Raw genomic sequence first — 17,877 nt, forward strand, 5'->3', positions numbered from 1 at the left:
CTCTCCTACATAGAGAATAGCTACCAGTAGACCGAGCGAAACGTGTTCGTGTCACGGGAGGCGTCAGTGAACGAACGACGGAACAAAGGAAATCGAATACCAAACCCCGCACGACTCCCCGAATTCGAACCGCCGCTCGAACCACCACACCCCAAGCATGACCACATGACAACAGCACGAGGCGACATCAGAACCGGTATCGTCGGACTCGGGAACATCGGTCGCTACCACGCCGAACGCCTCCTCGAACTCGACGTTCCGCTGGTCGGCGGGATGGACGTCGCGGCCGACGCACGAACCCGTTTCGCCCGTCGGTACGACGTCGACGTCTACGACGATCACCACGAGCTGTACGACGCCGTCGACGCCATCATTATCACGACGCCGAACAAGTACCACGAGGAGTACGCCGTCGACGCCTTCGACCAGGGTCTGCACGTCCTCCTCGAGAAACCGCTCGCTCACTCCCTCGAGAGCGCCGAACGGATCGCGAGCGCTGCGGCCGACAGCGACGGCTACTGCATGGTCGGATTCAACAATCGGTTCGCAAACACGGTCCGAATCGTCAGCGACCGGATCGAACGGGGCGAACTCGGCGACGTGTCACACATCGAGGCGAACTACGTGCGCCGACGGGGGATTCCGGGGCGCGGGTCGTGGTTCACCCGGCGCCAGATCGCGGGCGGCGGCGCGCTGATCGATCTCGGCGTCCACGCCATCGACCTCTCGCTGTACCTGCTCGGCGACCCGCCCATCGTGGAGGTAACCGGCGTCACCCGCGGCGAGTTCGGCTCTCGAGAGGAGTACGCCTACCTGGACATGTGGGGCGACGACGCGGGACCCGCCGGCTTCGACGTCGACGACTCCGCCAGCGCGTTCATCCGGACTGCGGACGATCAAACGATCTCGCTCGAGGTCGCCTGGGCGACCAACCGTCCGGAGAACAACGAGTTCGTCGTTCGCGGAACCGAGTCTGCCGCGGTGTTCGACCTCCTCGACGGCGATCTCTCCGTTCACTCCGCGAGCACCGCCGGCCCGGACCACCTCGAGGATACCTCGATCGAGACCCGGCAGAACGACACCCACACCGAGGAGCAGCGATCGTTCTTCGACTCGATCGCGGCCGGCGAGGTCGACAACGAGAGCATTCAGCAGGCCCTTACCGTCCAGCGGGTGATCGACGGGATCTACCGCTCGAGCGAGACGGGTCGGACGGTCGCGATCGACGAGGAGTAGCCGGGGCTCACTCACGAAAGCGACCGACGGTCGTTTCTCCCGTCGACTGATCGGTCACGTCGACCCGACCGTTACCGGAAACGGTGATGTCGTATCCGGCGTACTCGAAGGAGAGTGATAGCTCGGTCGATGGATCGCTCCGAAACAGTGCGTCGAGCGCCTCGGGATCGACAACGGCGTACAGCGGTTCGTAGGCCGGCGGCTCGATCGCCGTCACGTCGACCCCCTCGTGTTCGGCGACTGCCTCGATGATCGCTCGTATCGGATACTCCGCTCCGTCGGCCGCCGACGGAGCGCTCGGAGCAGTCATACGAGCAGTACCAGACACCTACCGATAAGGGTGGTGGTCCGTGTACGTTTCTGACAACCGTCCAGTACGGTCCGCCTACCCCTCGTCGCGGGCGTTCTCGAACGTCGCGATCGCCTCCTCCCGCCTGTTCGCGTGATCGACGATCGGCTCGGGGTAGTCGGGGGCGAGTTCGGCTCGCTCCTCGGTGTCGAGGCTGGGCCACTCGTGGATCCGATCAGCCGGGACGTCCTCGAGTTCGGGGACGTGTTCCTGGATGTAAGCAGCGTCGGGATCGTACTCTCGACCCTGTTTCGTCGGATTGAACACCCGAAAGTACGGCTGGGCGTCCGCTCCGGTCGAAGCCGCCCACTGCCAGCCGGCGACGTCGCTCGAGGTCTCGTGATCGGCGAGGTGGCGCCGGTACCAGTCGTACCCCTCGCGCCAGTCGACCAGGAGATCCTTCGTCAGGAACGAGGCGACGAGCATCCGGACCCGGTTGTGGACCCATCCCTCGGAGCGAAGCTGGCGCATCCCGGCGTCGACGATCGGGTACCCGGTCTCACCAGCCCGCCAGGCTGCCAGTTCGTCCGGATCGTTTCGCCACTCGAGGTCGCTCTCATAGCCGCTGAAATCCTCCGTGACGGTCTCGGGATTGAACGCCAGCAGGTGAACGTAGAACTCCCGGAACGCTAGCTGCCGGCGAAACGCGACGACGCTCTCACGGGCGTCCTCGTCGGGTGCGTCCTCGAGCGCCCGGGCGGTTTCGACGTACACCTCACGGGGACCGATCGTTCCCCACTTGAGGTGCGTCGAGAGCCGGGAGGTCGACCCCGCGGCGGGGACGTCCCGTTCGTCCGCGTAACGGTAGATCGCGTCCGAGAAGAACGTCTCGAGGCGCTCCCGCGCCGCGTCGCGGCTTACTGTTGGGGGGTCGGCGTCGGGCTCGTCGAACCCAAGCTCCGAAAGTGACGGGATCGGGTTGGCCTCGCTCTCGCTTGCGTCCTCGAGGTCGGCGAGTTCATCGGTTGTCGGCGCCGGCGCGGGATCGGCTTTCTCCCGGTCGCGCCACTTCTTCCAGAAGTAGGAAAACACCGAGTAGTGGTCGCCCTCGTTCGGCGAGATCGATCCCGGCTCGTGGTGAAGGCCGTCCGTAACCGACTCGTGATCGATTCCCACCTCTTCGAGGGCCGCCCGGACTGCCTCGTCGCGCTCGGCGGCGAGTCCGCTGTAGTCCTCGTTCCAGACCACTCGAGCGGCGTCGCGCTCGGCTGCGAGTGAGGGAATTACCTCCCTCGCGTTCCCGCGGACGACGAGGAGATCGGAGCCGCGGTCGCGGTACCACGCCCGGAGGTCGGCGAGCCCCTCGAGGAGACAGGCGACGCGGACCGGCGAGGCGTACTCGAGAATCGTCGGGTCGAGAACGAACACGGGGACGACCCGATCGGCTCGGGCAGCCCGGGCGAGGGCGCGGTTGTCGACGCCCCGCAGGTCCTTGCGGTGCCAGTGAACGATCATATTCGGTGCGACACGGCTAAGGGGGAAAGTTTTGGACCCTTACTCGATTGGGAGTCACTCGCTCCCTGGCTTCCCGATCCGATCGAATCGTCTGGCGAGGTACCGGCGACCGGTGGAGACGATCCCGTCGACGGTGTAGTTGACGCCGATGTAGACGCTGATCAGGGCGAGGACGGTCCCCGCGACGACGTCCAGGAACCAGTGAATACCTAAATACATCGTCGACAGCGCGACACTGATGGCGAGAAAGCCCGACAGCGGAACCCACAGCGGGTACCGGTCGCGAGTCAGCCAGGCCAGGAAGAACACCGTCATCGATAACGACGTGTGCAGCGACGGGAAGACGTTCGTGTTCTGATTGACCTGGTTGGTGAGCGCCCGCGACTGCGGGAAGGCGTCGTACAGCAGTGGCTCGAACACCAGCGGATCGAAGTTCCGGGGACCGTAGGCGATAAAGAGCATGTAGCAGACCAGACCGATCCCGTAGTTGGCCGTAAACGCGAGCAGCAGCGTCGACAGCTCCTCCATCTCCTCGAGCGCGAAGTAGGCGACGATCGGGAACAGCAACAGGAACGCGTAGCCGTAGATGTAGATGAAGACGAAGAACTCGGTCAGCGCCTCGGTCTGGATCGACTGGAGGAAAACGACCGGCGTCTCGCCGAGCAGTCGCTGCTCCAGTGCGAACAGGGTGTGAGTGATGTTGTGTCCGACCACCCGACGCTCGAGACGCAGGGCGACGTCCCGGGTGGACCACCGCAACGCGAGCACGACTCCGAGCGCAGCGATCGGCAGCAGGCAGGCCTCCAGTCGCCATCGATAGCCCCGAACCGCGGCGACGAGACGTCGGGGCCCGACGAACACGAGCGTCGCCGTGACGAGCATCGTCGTCACGACGAGCGCGAGTTCGAGGACGACCTGGGCGAGGCTCATACGGGATACGTACGTCGCGGGAGACATTAATACGGCCCGGTCGGATCATCGCCGTCTCGCACGAACGACCGGACATCGTTTTTGGACCGACGGACGTCGTTTTCGGAGCGACCGCGAGCCGTGCTACGGTCGTTCCGGACACTCGGGACGGCAGACCGTCCGGATACTCGGGACGACAGACGGTCTCACTCGAGCAGGGCGCCGTCCTCGTACCGATAGTTTTCGGCCTCGAAGAGCGACCGCGCCTGCTCCGCGTCGACCTCGCCGTCCGAGCCCGGAAAGGTGGTGAGTTCGGTCTCCTCGTCGGTCAGTTCGCTCTCGTAAACCCCGAACAGCGAACCCAGCGATCGGGCCGGCTCCGCGAATCCGTCGAGGAGCTCGGCAGCGGCGTGATCCCGGTCGAGCAGTCGCGAGAGAAGCCGACGAAAGTGGGGGTTGCCGAGCTGTTCGTGGTGGCTGTTGTAGCCGACCATGTAGAACTCGTCGGTCTGTTCGGTTAGCACGGACCCGCCCGGCAGATCGCTGACTCGTCCGGTCTCGTCGGCCGGGAGCGGGGTCCCCGTGAGGTCGATCTCCTCTTCCTCGAGCAGGTCGACGACCGCCCCCGAGTTCGGCGCGACGACGAACCTGATCCCGTCGAACTGCGGAAACTCCTCGACGACGGAGGGTCGATCGTCCGCGTCGTAGAATACGTGGTCGGTAAACGGAACCAGCTCCACCTCGGTGTCGTCGGTGACTGCCTCGAGTTCGAACAGTCCCGAACCGATCGGTTCCTCGTTGTCGTGGACGAGCGCTTCGGTCTGACGTTCGCCGACGACGGTCGACCGGGGTTCCCAGACGTGAGCGGGCAACACCGGAACCTGAAACGCACGGATCGCCGTCTCTCGGTTCGTGGTTCGAAGCGAGAACTCGACCGTCCGGGAGTCGACCGCCTCGACGCTCTCGACGAGACTCTGCTGGCCCCGATACTGGGGTGCGGGGACGCCGCTCTCGGTATCGCCGAGGGACGTATCTCGAAGGAATCGGTGGGTGAACGCGACGTCCTCGGCATCGAGAGACTCCCCGTCGTGCCAGCGCTGGTCGTCTCGCAGGGTGACTCTCGCCTCGAGCAGCGAGCCGCCGTCCCACTCGACGTCCTCGGCCAGCCAGGGGATCGCCCCGTCGTCGGTCCGATACACGAGCGGGTCGTAGAGTAGCGCCAACAGCGCGGGAATCTGGTTGGAGTCGACGACGATCGGATTCAGTCGGCTGGTGAGCGCCTCGCCGAAGACGCCGACCTCGAGTGGGCGGTCCTGTGGCCCCTCGTCGGGAGGCTCCGAGAGAATCTCGAGGTAGTCGATCGGTCGGTACGGCGGGCCCGAAACGGTCTCCGACAGCGTCGTTCCGACGGCGCCGATCCGGGACGGAAAGGCGACGACCGTGTACGGAACCGTCTCGGTGAGGTGGTCGAACAGCTCCGAGAGCACCCGGTCGCGGTCCTCGTCCGCGGTGGTAAGCTGGGTCTCGAGCAGATCGTCGGCGGTAACGTCCGAGAACTGAAACGGGTTCTGCCAGCCCGCTTCGGTGGCGTACCGGGAGTGCAACAGCCCACGAAGCGCGTCGTACTCGTCGATACCGGCGTGTCTGGCGACGAAGACGTCGTAATCGCCCCCCAGCAGAACGTTGCGGTGTAACTCCGCTTTGGCGATCGGCTCGAACGTAGCGTCGATTCCGGCGGTCTCGAAGTTCTCCCGGAGCTGGCTCGCGATCTTTGCGGCGATGATGTCGTCGTCCGCGGGGACCGCCTTGATCGTCAACGAGACCTGGTCCGGACCGGGGCTCTCGGCGCGGGACCAGAGCCTCTCGGTGCAGCCGGCGAGGGAGCCGGCGATACCGGTTGCGGTCCCCGCGAGTAGCCTCCGACGCGTCGTCGGAGAACCGACGTCCTCCATATACGCAACGGTATGGTACCGCGGTGTATAGGACTTACTCCCAAATCGACAACTCGTATATCTGCCGTACGGAGGATCTACCGCGCCATACCACGACCTGGAGCAGCTCTGCTAGGCGGAGGAAACGTTAAGAGAGTTGATTGTGTACGTCAGATCCGTCTCCCGTCGCGACTCCCGGCTGGGACCGATCGGTCCGCGATCGAACGCGTCGGAGGCCGACAGCGTGATCCCGATGACAGACAGAAGCCTTCACCTTCCGGTCGCAGCACAGCCCTCGGTCGACTCGCTCGTCGAACTCGCGGCGTTCGGCGAGTCCCACGGCTACGAGTACGCCTGGCTCCCCGAGACGTGGGGCCGGGACGCGGTCACCGTCCTGACCGCGATGGCCCGAGAGACCGACGAGATCGGACTCGGCCCGAGCATCGTCAACGTCTACTCCCGATCGCCAGCGTTGCTCGGCCAGACGATGACGACACTCCAGGAGGTCGCCGACGGACGGCTTCGGGCGGGGATTGCGCCGAGCGGCCCCGCCGTCATCGAGGGCTGGCACGGGATCGAGTTCGACCGTCCCCTCCGGCGGACCCGCGAGTACCTCGAGATCATGCGCGCGGTGATGAGCGGGGAGACGGTCAACTACGACGGTGATATCTTCTCGCTGGCGGGGTTTCGACTGCGCTGTGAGCCCCCGTCCGAACCCGTCCCGATCGACGCCGCGGGAATGGGACCGAAATCGGTCGAGCTCGCCGGTCGGTTCGCCGACGGCTGGCACGCGATCGTCTTCACCCCCGACGGGCTCGAGGACCGTCTCGAGGATCTCCGGCGCGGGATGGAACTCGGTGACCGCGACCCCGAGGACGTCCGCGTCACGCTCTCGGTGACGGCCTGTGCGCTCGAGGACGGCGATCGCGCCCGCAACCTCGCCCGACAGCACCTGGCGTTCTACGTCGGTGCGATGGGAACGTACTACCGGGAGTCACTCGCCCGGCAGGGGTACGAGGAGGCGGCCAACGAGATCGCCGCCGCGTGGGCCAGCGGCGAACAGGACCGCGCCGTCGAGCGGATCCCCGACCCACTGCTCGACGACCTCGGTGCTGCGGGAACACCCGAACGCGCCCGCGAGGAACTCGAGAAGTTCGCGGCTATCGATGGCGTCGACGATCTCGCAATCGGGTTTCCTCGCGGCGCCGACCGCAACGAGATCGAGGCGACGATCGAAGCGCTCGCACCCGACCACTGAAAGAGCGGACGAGAGCCGTCGCTACGGGGAAGGCGAGGATGGGAACGGACCCGTAGCCGACACGAGGAGCTGCAAAACTGAGCGGAAATCCCTCGGTGCAGAGATCGATCGCTGCAAGCATCGGGCGCCGGTCCCGCTACCGTGACGAGATCCCGTAATCGACGTGTACTTCGGGTGTGCTCGCTGAGTCGGACATCTCGACGCCATTCCAGTCGACGACGTAAACGTTGGCCATCTGGCCCGAGAAGCGAAACCGCTGGACTCCGACCTCGATCGTTCCTTCCGCGACGCCGCCCGAGACGACCGTCCCTTCCGCAACGGGATCGTCCGCGAGCATCTCGATCTCGCCGCCGACCGCGATCTCGAAGTTCGACGGCACCCCGCGGCCGACGATCGTAACCAGATTCGGAAGCCGATCGTCCCGGCTACCGGAAGCGTCGTTCTGCACCGAAGTTTCTGATGACATAATTCCATAAGTTGAGCATTCCGGCATAAGCTTTCTTGTATAATAAAAAGCAGCTCAAAATTAAATACAACGTTTCGAGCGGAACGGTCTCGGAAACCTCAGTCGTGGTTACTTCGCCCTCTAGGCCGTATATCGGCTGCTATCGGAAGACTGTTCATCGTACATCATAATAAGGATTTCTGATACTGAGCTGCGGGTGAGGCGTCCCCGGTGTCGCGTCACCGACCGATGGTGGGCCGTCTCGAGGGGCGAATATAGGCACGATCACTCGATCGGGAGCGGAGTCGTCTCGATGCACCCTCGCCGTCCGTCTAGCACGTCGAACCGCTCCCCCCGTCGGCGCTCGAGCCAGTGTAGCAGTCGCTCGGCCCACTCGAGTTTGCGGGCCTTCGTCGGGTCGACGGACGGGTCGTCGAACGTCCAGCCGACGAACCGGAGTCGGGCGGCTCCGAGGTGGTCCGCGAGAAAGGCGGCCCGATCGCCGTCGGTAAAGCCGCCGGGATTCCGAACCGAACCGCGGGGCGCGACCTGCGTCGTCGGCAGGAGCCACTCGCCGCGACAGTCGGGTACGACGGCCCGGAGCTGCGGGACGTTGTCGCCGTGGGCGTGAACCGCGGCCGGTGTTTCCCGCTCGGTCAACCGCCTGACGGTGTCGGGGTTCTTGTCGAGATCGGTGACCATGCAGTCGACGCCGACGCCGGCTTCGAGAAGGGTGTCGGCGGCCGTCGAGGCGGCGAAGACGACGTCGGCCTCGCGGGCGTCGTCGAGTTCGTCCGACAGGTTCGGGCCGGCCCCCGCAATCGCGACGGTCGCTCCGTCAGCTGCGTCGAGTCGCTTGAGGTCGAACGGCTCCGTGAGTGAGGCCAGGACGTCCCGTGCGCGCTCGTCGCCGTTGCGGTCGTAGCCGAAATCACGGCGAATCGCCTCGTACACCGGTTCCCACTCGTCGAACTCCATACGCGTACTCTACGCTGCTGGCGTATGTGTCTGTGCGTTCCACTGATGGCGTATGTGTCTGTGCGTTTCGCTGCCACTATCTGTATCCGTGCGTTCGACGGAGATTGGCGTCGTCACTGGTCGACGTAACGACACAATAATTCCGTGTTGTGGGCCGGGCGTCGCCTCCAAAGTACCCCTACCCGGGAGACCGCCCGGCGTCCATCACGTCCTTTCGGAGCCTCCGACATAAGCTTTCTCTTGACTTACCAGTTCGATTGAACGGCTCCGAACGGACCGATACCGTCCCCTCTCCCGCGAGAATCGCGTCGAAACCGCCGAACGCCGAACGGTCCGTGCTCCTCAGTCGGTCCGCCCGCCGAACGCGTCGGCGATCACGGCCGCGTCCTGCGTCTCCGCCACGTCGTGCGTTCGGACGACGTCGGCGCCGCGTTCGATCGCCATTGCCGTTGCGGCCAGACTCGCCGGGAGGCGGTCCTCGGTCTCCCGGCCGACGAGATCGCCGAGGAAGTTCTTCCGGTTGATCGAGACCAGTATCGGTCGCTCGAGGGCCCGAAACTCCGCCAGCCGACGGAACGTCTCCCGGTCGTCCTCGAGCGTCTGGGCCTCGCTCCAGCCGCCGAAGGCGGGATCGACGATCGTCCTGTCGGTGAGCCCGTTCTGTTTCAGCGCCTCGTACACCTGATCGACGTACTCCGCACGTTCGGCCCACTCCGGGGACTTCCGGGTGGCCCAGTCGGTTTCCTCGACCGCGCCGGGACGTTCGAGGTAGGGTGGGCTTGCCATCTTCCCGACGGCGGCGTCGTGGGCCTCGCAGACGGCCGGCATCTGCGGATCCGCGAACCCGCAGATGTCATTGACCATGTCGAACCCCCGCTCGAGGGCCGCGTCTGCAACCTCGTGATACCGGGTTTCGATCGAAAAAACCGCCTCGCCCTCGACGCGGTCGATCGTCTCGCAGGCGACGTGGAGCCGCTCGAGTTCCTCCTCTGCCGGCAGCACCTCGAAACGCTTGTTCGCCGACTCGAGGCCGACGTCGACGATGTCGGCACCCTCGCCGATCAGTTCCTCGTCTACGTATCGGGCCGCCTCGCCGGGGTCGTCGTAGACGCTCGGATCGTACGGCGACTCCTCGCTGACGTTCAAGACGCCCATGATCCGGGTCGGGTAGCCGTTGCCGATCCCGAGTCCGGCCGCGTCGACGCTATCCATACCCGGCCCTGAGAAAGCGAAGTAAAAAGGCATCGCGGTCCCGGCGAACGACGCGGTCGGGGTGTTACGGTCCCGAAGAGGAGAACGGACGACGAACGCGGTTCCGAGGAGAGCAACGAGCTGCCGACGCCGATCGGTCGCCTACGAATCGTCCTCGAGGGGAGCCAGCCGCGAGTCCCGCAGCAGGACCTTCTTGACGATGACGGGGTTCTCGAGCAGGCGGTGTTTCGCGTGAGCGCCTCGTCCGCGCCCGCGACCCTCACGCTCGGACTGGATAACGTTCAAAAAGTTCTGCTCCTGGAGAATTTCCTGGACCCGTCGCTCCGAGAGAACGTCGAAGCCTAGCCGACGGGCGACCTCCTTGTACTGGTTGTAGATGATCTTCGTCGGAAACTCCTTTTCCGTGCTGTTCTCGGTCAGAATCGTCAGCGAGTAGAGGATCGCCTTCGCCTGCTGGGGCGAGCCCTCGATGAGTTCGTTGAACCGGTCGGCCTCGGTCTTCTCCTTGGCGTCGCGAACGTGGTCGGCGGTGACGCGGTCGGCGTTCTGTTTCTTCGCGATGCGGCCTGCGTTCCGGAGAATGTCGATCGCCTTGCGCGCGTCGCCGTGTTCCTGGGCTGCGAGGGCGGCCGTCAGCGGGATCACGTCGCCCGAGAGCACCCCGTCGTGGAAGGCGTCTCGGCGTTTCTCGAGAATTTCGACGAGCTGGTTGGCGTCGTACGGCGAGAAGACGAGCTCGTCCCGCGAAAGGCTCGATTTGACCCGCTCCGAGAGGTGATCGGGGAAGTCGATCTTGTTCGAGATGCCGATGATACCGATGCTCGAGTCCGAGATCCGTCGGTTCTCGCCCGCGCGCGAGAGCTTTCGGAGCACCTCGTCGTCCTCGAGCATATCGATCTCGTCTAAGATGACGATCGTGACGTCGGTACAGCGGTCGACGGCCTGCCAAAGCCGCTTGTAGTAGTCGCCGGTCCCCAGCCCGCGATCGGGAACGGTGATCCCGCTCTGTTCGGGATCGTTGACCAGCTGGGCGATCGTCTTGACGATCGAGGCCTCGGTGTTCTGTTCGCCACAGTCGATGAAGGCGTAGTTGACCGTGACGTCGTCGCGTTTGGCCTCCGAGATCACCCGCTTCGCCACCGACCTCGAGATCAGGGACTTGCCGGTTCCGGTCTTGCCGAAAATAAAGAGATGGTTGGGCTCGCTGCCGAATATCGCGGGGTTCAGGGCGTCCGCAACGCGTTGCATCTGCTCATCGCGACCGACGATCCGGTCCGGACCGGGCAGGTGCGTGATCTCGAGCAGCCGCTCGTCGGCGAAGATCGGATCGTCGTATCGGAAGAGCGGATCGCGGTCGTCGTTCGCGGACATTGCAGTACACCGTCCCTTCCCACCGAACTGAAATAAAGGTATGGAGATTGGTCGCGGATGTAAAACGGGTTCGTGGGGCGTTCTGGACGGTGTTTTGAGAGTGTGCGCTCGCTTCTACCGATATCGCCGTCCTCGCGCTTGTGAGCGGGTAGATGCGTGAGAACTTCCGACGGGCACCCCCCTCGCGGATGTAACGGGTTCCAAGCGCGTCTCCCCCGCGGAAACTGCTGGTGGCTCTTCTAACCGAGCCGAGGGTCCGAAACTGAAAACCGAGTATCGTCGTTCCAGGGTCCAGAGGTCGGTATGTCGACGTTTGCGTAACCTATCAGCCGATTCGCTCGGGACACACACCCCCGTCGCGGATGTAACGGCAAACAGGTGGGGGGGGTCTCGAGCTGAGAGCCGAAAATCGCCCGCTCTTCTCGCTGAGAGAGAAGATTTACAGCCGCGACGGAGGTGTGTAACCAAACAGAACCCCCACGCTCGTTCAGCGTTACAAACGCGAGGGGGGTGTGTCCCCTCCGACCGTCGCGTTCGATCGGAATGACCTCCTCGAGCCCGCTCCAGCCGTCGGCTACGGGGGAAAACAAACGAGAGCGAGGAGACCCTCTTCGGGTTGCAAGCGGCGGATCGGAAGGTGACACTCGAGTTGAATGAGGCCTCAGAGCGTGAAGGCGGGACGTCCCTCCTCTTTCCTCCTTACTAGACTAGTACTCTACTCTACTACTACACAACCAATACAATCAACACAGACAACACAGATAGCACAGACGGCACAAACTACATCTAACCCACCTATGGTACCTATCGTAGCTATTTCAAACCGCCTGCCATTTGTGACTATAGTAGGTATTGTAACTATTGTAGCTAACCCATCCATTCCAAGCGAGTGAGTGTCCGATCGGTAGTGGGGCCCGACGAATTCCGATACGGAGTCTTCAACACGGCTCGGCCGGCCGAACCGACGTCGCCTCAAGGGCAGTTCTCGAGCCACCTCCCGCCTCGAGGTGCGTTCGGGACCAGTCGACTTTTGCAAGCGGCCTCGCTACCGACGGTATGAACCTTCGCTTCCGTCCTCTCCCTCGAGTCGACGACCGGTCCCGAGGACGCCGAGACAGCCTCCACCAGCGACGTCCGATCCATGACTGAACCAGCCGAGACGAACACGGATGATCCGAACGCGACCCCCGCCGACCGAACGCCGCCGGCAGTCGCCATTGTCGACGCTGAGACCCCGGGAAACGTCGGCACCATCGCCCGCGCGATGAAGAACTTCGGTTTCGAGGACCTCCTGCTCGTCGATCCGCCGGAGCTGGATCCCGACGGCGAGGCGTACGGGTTTGCAGGGCAGGCTCGAGAGGATATCCTCCCGAATGCGACCGAGCTATCGTTCGGCGAGCTCGCCGAGAGCTATCACACGATCGGCTGTACCGCGGTCACGAACGAGGACGACCGAAGTCACATGCGCTATCCTTACTCGACGCCGGCCGACTTAGCCGAGCGACTGCCGACCGTCGAGGCGTCGACGGCGCTAGTCTTCGGTCGCGAGCGGGTCGGGCTCACCAACGAGGAGCTCGCGCGGATCGACGAGGTCTGCGCGATTCCCGCAAGCGAGGACTACCCCGTACTGAACCTCGGTCAGGCCGCGACGGTGACGCTGTACGAACTCCGTACGCTCACGCTTCCCGCTGATGGAACGCAGCTACCCGACCTCGAACGCACCCGAGCACCGGAGCCGACGCTCGATCGGCTCTACGACCAGTGGGGTGCCCTGCTCGAGGAGCTCAACCATCCCGACGAAAAACGCGACAAGACGATGCGGATGCTCCGGCGAGTGTTCGGCCGCGCGGATCTAACCGAACGCGAGGCGAACACGCTGCTCGGGATCCTCCGCAGGGCGACGGAGCGCCCCGCCGAAGACTGAACGTCGCTTGCGCTCCGAGAACGGATCGGTGAGTCTGACTTCTTCCCACAACTGAAGTCGTAGACTTTCCCCTCGAGTCTCAGATGCAAATCGATCGGAGGGTCGCGGTTCTGCGGATTCGCGGTTCGCGGCTCTATCGATCCGAAAGCGCCTTTGTGGGCTTCCGATCCGAGACGCGTTCTACCGGGGCCGGCGCGTAGCCGCCATCCTCGGTAATCGTTCCCGTCCATCCGCAGTCCGGGCAGGCCACCAGCCCCTGTCCGTCGACGAGCCGTTCGCCGCAGTCGGGACAGTCGTTTGATCGCGGCGACGGTGCCGTCTCGGCGCCGGTGTCATCGCGCTCGAGACCGTTCGCCTCCACGTCGCTACCCTCGCCGATACCGATCGGAGCCGCCGATACGAGACCCTCGCCACACCGGATGCGGGCGATCACGTCCTCGGTCGTGATCGTCTCGTCGTCCGTCGAGTGTGGGTAGACGGCGACCAGTTCGTCGTCGGCGTAACATTCGAGACACAGCAGCGGGGTCACGAGGACCTCGCGACGCTCGTCGGTCACCTGCGAGGTCGTGGTTCGGATCCGAAACGGCGGCCGGATCGAGACGTTTCGTCGGTCGGCCCACTGTTCGAACCGGTCGTACGTCTCGAGGACCTCCTGGTAGGGACTGTTCTCGGAGAGTCCCACCTCCTTGGGCCAGCTTCGTACCAGCAGTTCGTCGATCGTTCCCTCCTCCTCGCAGGCGCGCAAGCTCTCGACCTGACTGTCGACGGGCTCGAGCAACAGCGGCGCCCGGACGTGACATACCACCGTTAGTGTTCGTGTCTGTGCGTTCATACTGGATCCCCTCTCTCGTGTGAGCTAGCCGACGTTATTTCGTATAAACCTTTGTGGAGGTGTTTCTCGAGGCATTCGGTACCACTTAACGTAGAAGTTCGTCGTCAGCGGCGAGTCCTCAGTCGGCCCTCGACTCCGGACTGACGGGCTCGGTATCGCGAGGAACACCGCCGTCGGTTCTAGCCTCGGCAGGGGACGAGCGACGAGTCTCAGTCGGGTTTCGCAGCGTCCGAATCCCGGTGACCGGACGCCGGAGTACCTCTGGTCGACGTTCGAGGACGCGAGCGAGCCGTCGACGCTTGATGACGGCGAAGCCGGCGAGGATCGTCACCAGCCCCAGTACCGTCAGCGAGTCGACGACGTAACCGAGCAGGACCCAGCTCACGCCGATCGCGACGGCGGGCTCGGCGTACCCTACCAGCGCGACCTGGGTCGGGCCCGCTCGGTCGAGGAGCTGGAAGTACAGCAGGAAGGCGAACACGCTCGAGACGAGCGTCAGGTAGGTAAACGAGAGCAGCGCCGTCGGCGTCACGTCGATCGCTGCGACCGACTCGCCTCGGAGCGGGGCGCCGACCAGCAGGACCGCCGCGCCGACGAGCATCGCCCAGGCCTGCAGCGTCTCGAGGGGAAGCCCGGCGTCGAGCGGCCGCGCGAGAACGGTCCCGACCGCGAACGCAATCGCGGCGCCGAAGACGAGTCCCGCACCCAGCAGGAGTTCGGTGTCGAGTCCCGCCGGCGAGGGGCGAACGACGGCGACGACCCCGATCAGGCCGAGCACGAGCCCAACGACCCCCGCGGACGAGAGTCGCTCCCGCGGCAGGATCGCTCCGGCGAACGCCGCGGTGAGGATCGGGGCGGTGCTGGCGACCGTCGCCGCGATCGCACCCGAGACGTACAGCTCGCCGACGTACAACAACGCGTGGTAGAACGCGATGAGGAAGAGCCCGGCGACACCGACCGAGAGCCACTCGGTTCGGTCGACGGGCCGGAGCCGATCGGTCACGACGGCGGCGTAGCCGAAGACGATCAGTCCCGCGACGCCGTAGCGGAGCCCGGCGAACAGCAACGGAGGTACGTACTCGAGGCCGATCTCGATCGCGACGAAGGAGGTTCCCCAGCAGATCGCGAGGATCGAGAACAACAGTATATCTCCGTACCCAGACCGAAAGAACGCGCGTCGAATCATAGAACGTTCGAAATCAGTCGGCATACTTAGACCCTTCTACAACAACACTCTCGAGATCGGATGCAGAATCACACATATGAATTCGATCCGAGCCGGTCCCCGAAAAGAGGGGTTACTATTAGAGAAAGATCCAACCTCGAGCGTCCGAGTCGAAAGGCCGATCACGTCATCGCTCGAACTCGCGGTATGGACGAACGCGACGTGCGCCTGCTGAAGGCAATCTCCGAGCGCGAGACGGGCAGCCCCGAAGCGCTCCACGAGGCGACTGGAATTCCAGTGTCGACGATCCACTACCGACTCAACAACCTCCGCGAGGAGGGGATCATCGCCAACGACCGCTACGAGATCGACCTCGAGGAGCTCGGCCTCGACGTTACGGTCATCGTCGAGATCCACGCCGACTACAGGGGTTCCTACGAGGAGTTCGCGGACCGCCTGCTGACCGTCGAGGGCGTGACGAACGTCTACTTCACGATGGGCGAGACCGACTTCATCGTCGTCGCCCGCCTCAGTGAGAGCGGGATGGTCGAACGGCTAATCGCCGAGTTCGAACAGCTCGAGGGCGTCGACCGCACGGACTCGACGTTCGTCATCTCGGCGATCGAGGAGCGGGAGGCCCTACAGAGCTACGAGCTGGAAACGCTGCTCGAGGAGCTGGTCGACTAAGCGGATCGATAGCGCCTCCGGACTCGATCATCGTCGCCGCGATTCCGAGGGGCCGCTATGTAGCGAGTTCGAAGGGAACGGCCGGCGTTGAGGCTGCATGCCGATCAACCGCAACTGGGTGGGACTGAAAGGGGCTGGTGCGTTGAGCGGACGCGAAGCATCCGCGAGGTCGTCGGCACGAAGCGCCGACTGCTCGAGGGACCAACGGTCCCTCGCCGCTCGGGAGAGCTTCGCTCTCCCGTTGCTCGGGGAGCAAGGCGAAGTAAGCATTGGACCGAACGCAGTGAGGGAAGCGCGTGGTTCGAGAGACCTTCGGTCTCTCGTCATCAAGCGAAACCGTCGGTTTCGCAGAGATCGCGAATCGAAGATTCGCTCACTCACGAAAGGCGCTCCGCGCCTTTCGAACGACAGCGAGTCGCAGCCCTCGAGCGGGCCAGGGGCTTTCGCGGTGATACCGACGAGACCAGTCCTGCTCGCACGAACACAGGGGCTGCCACACCCTCCCCAGCCGACTCGCTCACTCCGTTCGTTCGTCCACAGGAAGACACAGCGCGTCTTCCAAGCCTTCGCTCGTTTCCTCGCGAAGACCTCGCACAATGTCGTCGACCGTCCTCCCTGACGTTCGGCCGGTCGACAGTGCGCGCCACTGCAGGTGGAATGGTCGGACCGAGCTGAGACATCGTTCACCTCTACGCAACACGTGATTTCGCTCGAGTATACCCCGCCCACTACGCGAATCACCGATTCCGCTGGAACTTTGACCTGGTACCGTTCCACTCTGTACCATGGCACAGGAGCAAGCCGAGGTCGCCGGCCCGCTCGACGCGTTTCGGCAGTTCTTCTCGCTGCAGCGTGACGTGCTGGTACTGTCGCTGGCGATGTTCGCGTTCAGCCTCGGATTCCAGATGACCAACCGGTTTCTGCCGGATTACCTCGTGTACCTCGGCGCGGGCGGGTTTGTCGTCGGGCTGTTCGCCACGCTGGGCAACGTCATCGGTGCCATCTACCCATACTACGGTGGGGTCGTCTCCGATCGCGTCGGCTCGCGGTACGCCCTGACTGTCTTCGGCTTTCTCTCTACCTTTGGCTTCGCGATCTGGCTCGGCTCCGCCTACGTGCCCGCGATCGATCTCGGCGTCGTCATCCTCGAGCCGTGGGTGTGGGTGTTCGTCGGGCTACTATTAGCGCAGTGCTGGAAGTCCTTCGGCATCGGCGGTCACTACGCCATTGTCAAGCAGGCGACCGAGCCGAGTCGGCTGGCTCGCGGGTTTGCCAGCACGGAGACGTTCCGCCGGACCGCGTTCCTGATCGCGCCGCTGATCGTCGCAGCGCTCGTCGCCGACGAACTCATGCCCGGCTTCCTCTGGGTGCTCGCGATCGCGATCGTCTTCGCCCTCCTCGGGACGATCGTCCAGCACCTGCTGTACGAGGTCGACGCCGACTCCGTCGGCAAGGAGTTCGAGGGCATCGGCCAGATCGTCGACGACCTGCAGGCGCTGCCGGACCCGCTGCGACCGTTGCTCGTGGCAGACACGTTCGTCCGCTTCGCCAACGGGATGGTGTACGCCTTCTTCATTCTCGTGATCACCCAGCTGCTCGAGATCGGGCTGACGCTCTCCTTACCTCTCGTGGGGACGATCGACCTCTCGCCCGCCGCCTTCTTCGGCGTCCTTCTGGGAGTCGAGATGGTCGTCGCGCTGTTGACGATGGCACCGACCGCGAAGGTCGCCGAGTATGTCGGCCTCAAACCGGTCGTCGGGCTGGGATTCTTCGTCTATGCGATCTTTCCCGTACTGTTGATCTTCGGCCCCCAGTACCTCGGCGGGATCGACGAGGCGTGGCTCCTCGTCGCGCTCTTTGCCTTCTCGGGACTGCGATTCGCCGGCCTGCCGGCTCACAAGGCGCTCGTCGTCGGCCCGGCAAAACAGGGGTCGGGCGGCCGCGTGACGGGATCGTACTACCTGATCCGCGGTGCGATCGTGATCCCTAGCGGTGCGCTGGGCGGGTTTCTCTGGCAGTTCGTCAGCCCCGAACTCTCCTTTACGATCGCCACCGTCGTCGGGATGATCGGCGTCGTCTACTTCGCGCTCTTCGGCCAGGAGTTCGAGGCCTATCAGTAACGACG

The 17,877-nt window shown here is 64.3% G+C and carries 14 protein-coding genes and 1 pseudogene; 5 read left to right on the forward strand and 10 right to left on the reverse strand.

Annotated elements, in window-relative coordinates; translation table 11 throughout:
- Positions 1 to 165: 165 nt before the first annotated feature.
- Entirely contained in the window at positions 166 to 1,236 is a 1,071-nt protein-coding gene (locus QA600_RS08310; protein ID WP_278291481.1) for a Gfo/Idh/MocA family oxidoreductase, read from the forward strand.
- 7 nt (positions 1,237 to 1,243) lie between these two features.
- Here QA600_RS08310 and QA600_RS08315 read toward each other — a convergent pair whose 3' ends face one another.
- The 4 genes from QA600_RS08315 to QA600_RS08330 form a co-directional block, all read right to left on the reverse strand.
- Positions 1,244 to 1,546, reverse strand: coding sequence for a HalOD1 output domain-containing protein (locus QA600_RS08315; RefSeq protein ID WP_278291482.1), 303 nt, complete (start codon positions 1,544 to 1,546; stop codon positions 1,244 to 1,246).
- Positions 1,547 to 1,621: 75 nt separating this feature from the next.
- The gene (locus QA600_RS08320; RefSeq protein ID WP_278291483.1) at positions 1,622 to 3,040 is read right to left on the reverse strand and encodes a deoxyribodipyrimidine photo-lyase; all 1,419 of its coding nucleotides are present in this window, start codon (positions 3,038 to 3,040) and stop codon (positions 1,622 to 1,624) included.
- 54 nt (positions 3,041 to 3,094) lie between these two features.
- The gene (locus tag QA600_RS08325; protein ID WP_278291484.1) at positions 3,095 to 3,970 is read right to left on the reverse strand and encodes a phosphatase PAP2 family protein; all 876 of its coding nucleotides are present in this window, start codon (positions 3,968 to 3,970) and stop codon (positions 3,095 to 3,097) included.
- Between the two features lie 185 nt (positions 3,971 to 4,155).
- Positions 4,156 to 5,901 (reverse strand): ABC transporter substrate-binding protein, encoded by a 1,746-nt coding sequence (locus QA600_RS08330; protein WP_278291485.1) that lies wholly within the window; start codon positions 5,899 to 5,901, stop codon positions 4,156 to 4,158.
- Positions 5,902 to 6,133: 232 nt separating this feature from the next.
- On the opposite strand from QA600_RS08330, the gene QA600_RS08335 reads away from it, so the two are divergent.
- A complete protein-coding gene (locus tag QA600_RS08335) occupies positions 6,134 to 7,138 on the forward strand; it encodes a TIGR04024 family LLM class F420-dependent oxidoreductase (RefSeq protein WP_278291486.1) in 1,005 nt (334 codons plus the stop codon).
- 136 nt (positions 7,139 to 7,274) lie between these two features.
- Here QA600_RS08335 and QA600_RS08340 read toward each other — a convergent pair whose 3' ends face one another.
- The 4 genes and pseudogenes from QA600_RS08340 to QA600_RS08355 all read right to left on the reverse strand — a co-directional run bounded on the left by QA600_RS08340 (position 7,275) and on the right by QA600_RS08355 (position 11,144).
- Positions 7,275 to 7,604, reverse strand: coding sequence for a hypothetical protein (locus tag QA600_RS08340; protein ID WP_278291487.1), 330 nt, complete (start codon positions 7,602 to 7,604; stop codon positions 7,275 to 7,277).
- 264 nt (positions 7,605 to 7,868) lie between these two features.
- Positions 7,869 to 8,561 carry a 6-hydroxymethylpterin diphosphokinase MptE-like protein gene (locus tag QA600_RS08345; RefSeq protein ID WP_278291488.1) on the reverse strand — a complete coding sequence of 231 codons (693 nt, stop codon included), beginning with the start codon at positions 8,559 to 8,561 and terminating at the stop codon, positions 7,869 to 7,871.
- A gap of 372 nt (positions 8,562 to 8,933) precedes the next feature.
- Positions 8,934 to 9,773, reverse strand: a pseudogene (gene folP / locus QA600_RS08350) (dihydropteroate synthase); the annotation flags it as partial.
- A 141-nt stretch (positions 9,774 to 9,914) separates the two neighbouring features.
- Positions 9,915 to 11,144 (reverse strand): orc1/cdc6 family replication initiation protein, encoded by a 1,230-nt coding sequence (locus tag QA600_RS08355; RefSeq protein ID WP_278291490.1) that lies wholly within the window; start codon positions 11,142 to 11,144, stop codon positions 9,915 to 9,917.
- A gap of 1,141 nt (positions 11,145 to 12,285) precedes the next feature.
- Between QA600_RS08355 and QA600_RS08360 the strand changes: the two genes are divergently transcribed.
- Entirely contained in the window at positions 12,286 to 13,068 is a 783-nt protein-coding gene (locus QA600_RS08360) for an RNA methyltransferase (RefSeq protein ID WP_278291491.1), read from the forward strand.
- A 133-nt stretch (positions 13,069 to 13,201) separates the two neighbouring features.
- Here QA600_RS08360 and QA600_RS08365 read toward each other — a convergent pair whose 3' ends face one another.
- Positions 13,202 to 13,900 carry an HTH domain-containing protein gene (locus QA600_RS08365; protein WP_278291492.1) on the reverse strand — a complete coding sequence of 233 codons (699 nt, stop codon included), beginning with the start codon at positions 13,898 to 13,900 and terminating at the stop codon, positions 13,202 to 13,204.
- A gap of 118 nt (positions 13,901 to 14,018) precedes the next feature.
- Positions 14,019 to 15,086, reverse strand: a complete 1,068-nt coding sequence (locus QA600_RS08370; RefSeq protein WP_278291493.1) for a DMT family transporter — start codon at positions 15,084 to 15,086, stop codon at positions 14,019 to 14,021.
- A 186-nt stretch (positions 15,087 to 15,272) separates the two neighbouring features.
- Between QA600_RS08370 and QA600_RS08375 the strand changes: the two genes are divergently transcribed.
- Both QA600_RS08375 and QA600_RS08380 read left to right on the forward strand, forming a co-directional pair.
- A complete protein-coding gene (locus tag QA600_RS08375; RefSeq protein WP_278291494.1) occupies positions 15,273 to 15,752 on the forward strand; it encodes an Lrp/AsnC family transcriptional regulator in 480 nt (159 codons plus the stop codon).
- Between the two features lie 785 nt (positions 15,753 to 16,537).
- On the forward strand, positions 16,538 to 17,872 hold the full coding sequence (locus QA600_RS08380) for an MFS transporter (RefSeq protein ID WP_278291495.1): 1,335 nt from the start codon (positions 16,538 to 16,540) through the stop codon (positions 17,870 to 17,872).
- The last annotated feature ends 5 nt before the right edge of the window (positions 17,873 to 17,877 follow it).

The organism is Natronococcus sp. A-GB1, from assembly GCF_029688845.1.
GTDB lineage: Archaea > Halobacteriota > Halobacteria > Halobacteriales > Natrialbaceae > Natronococcus.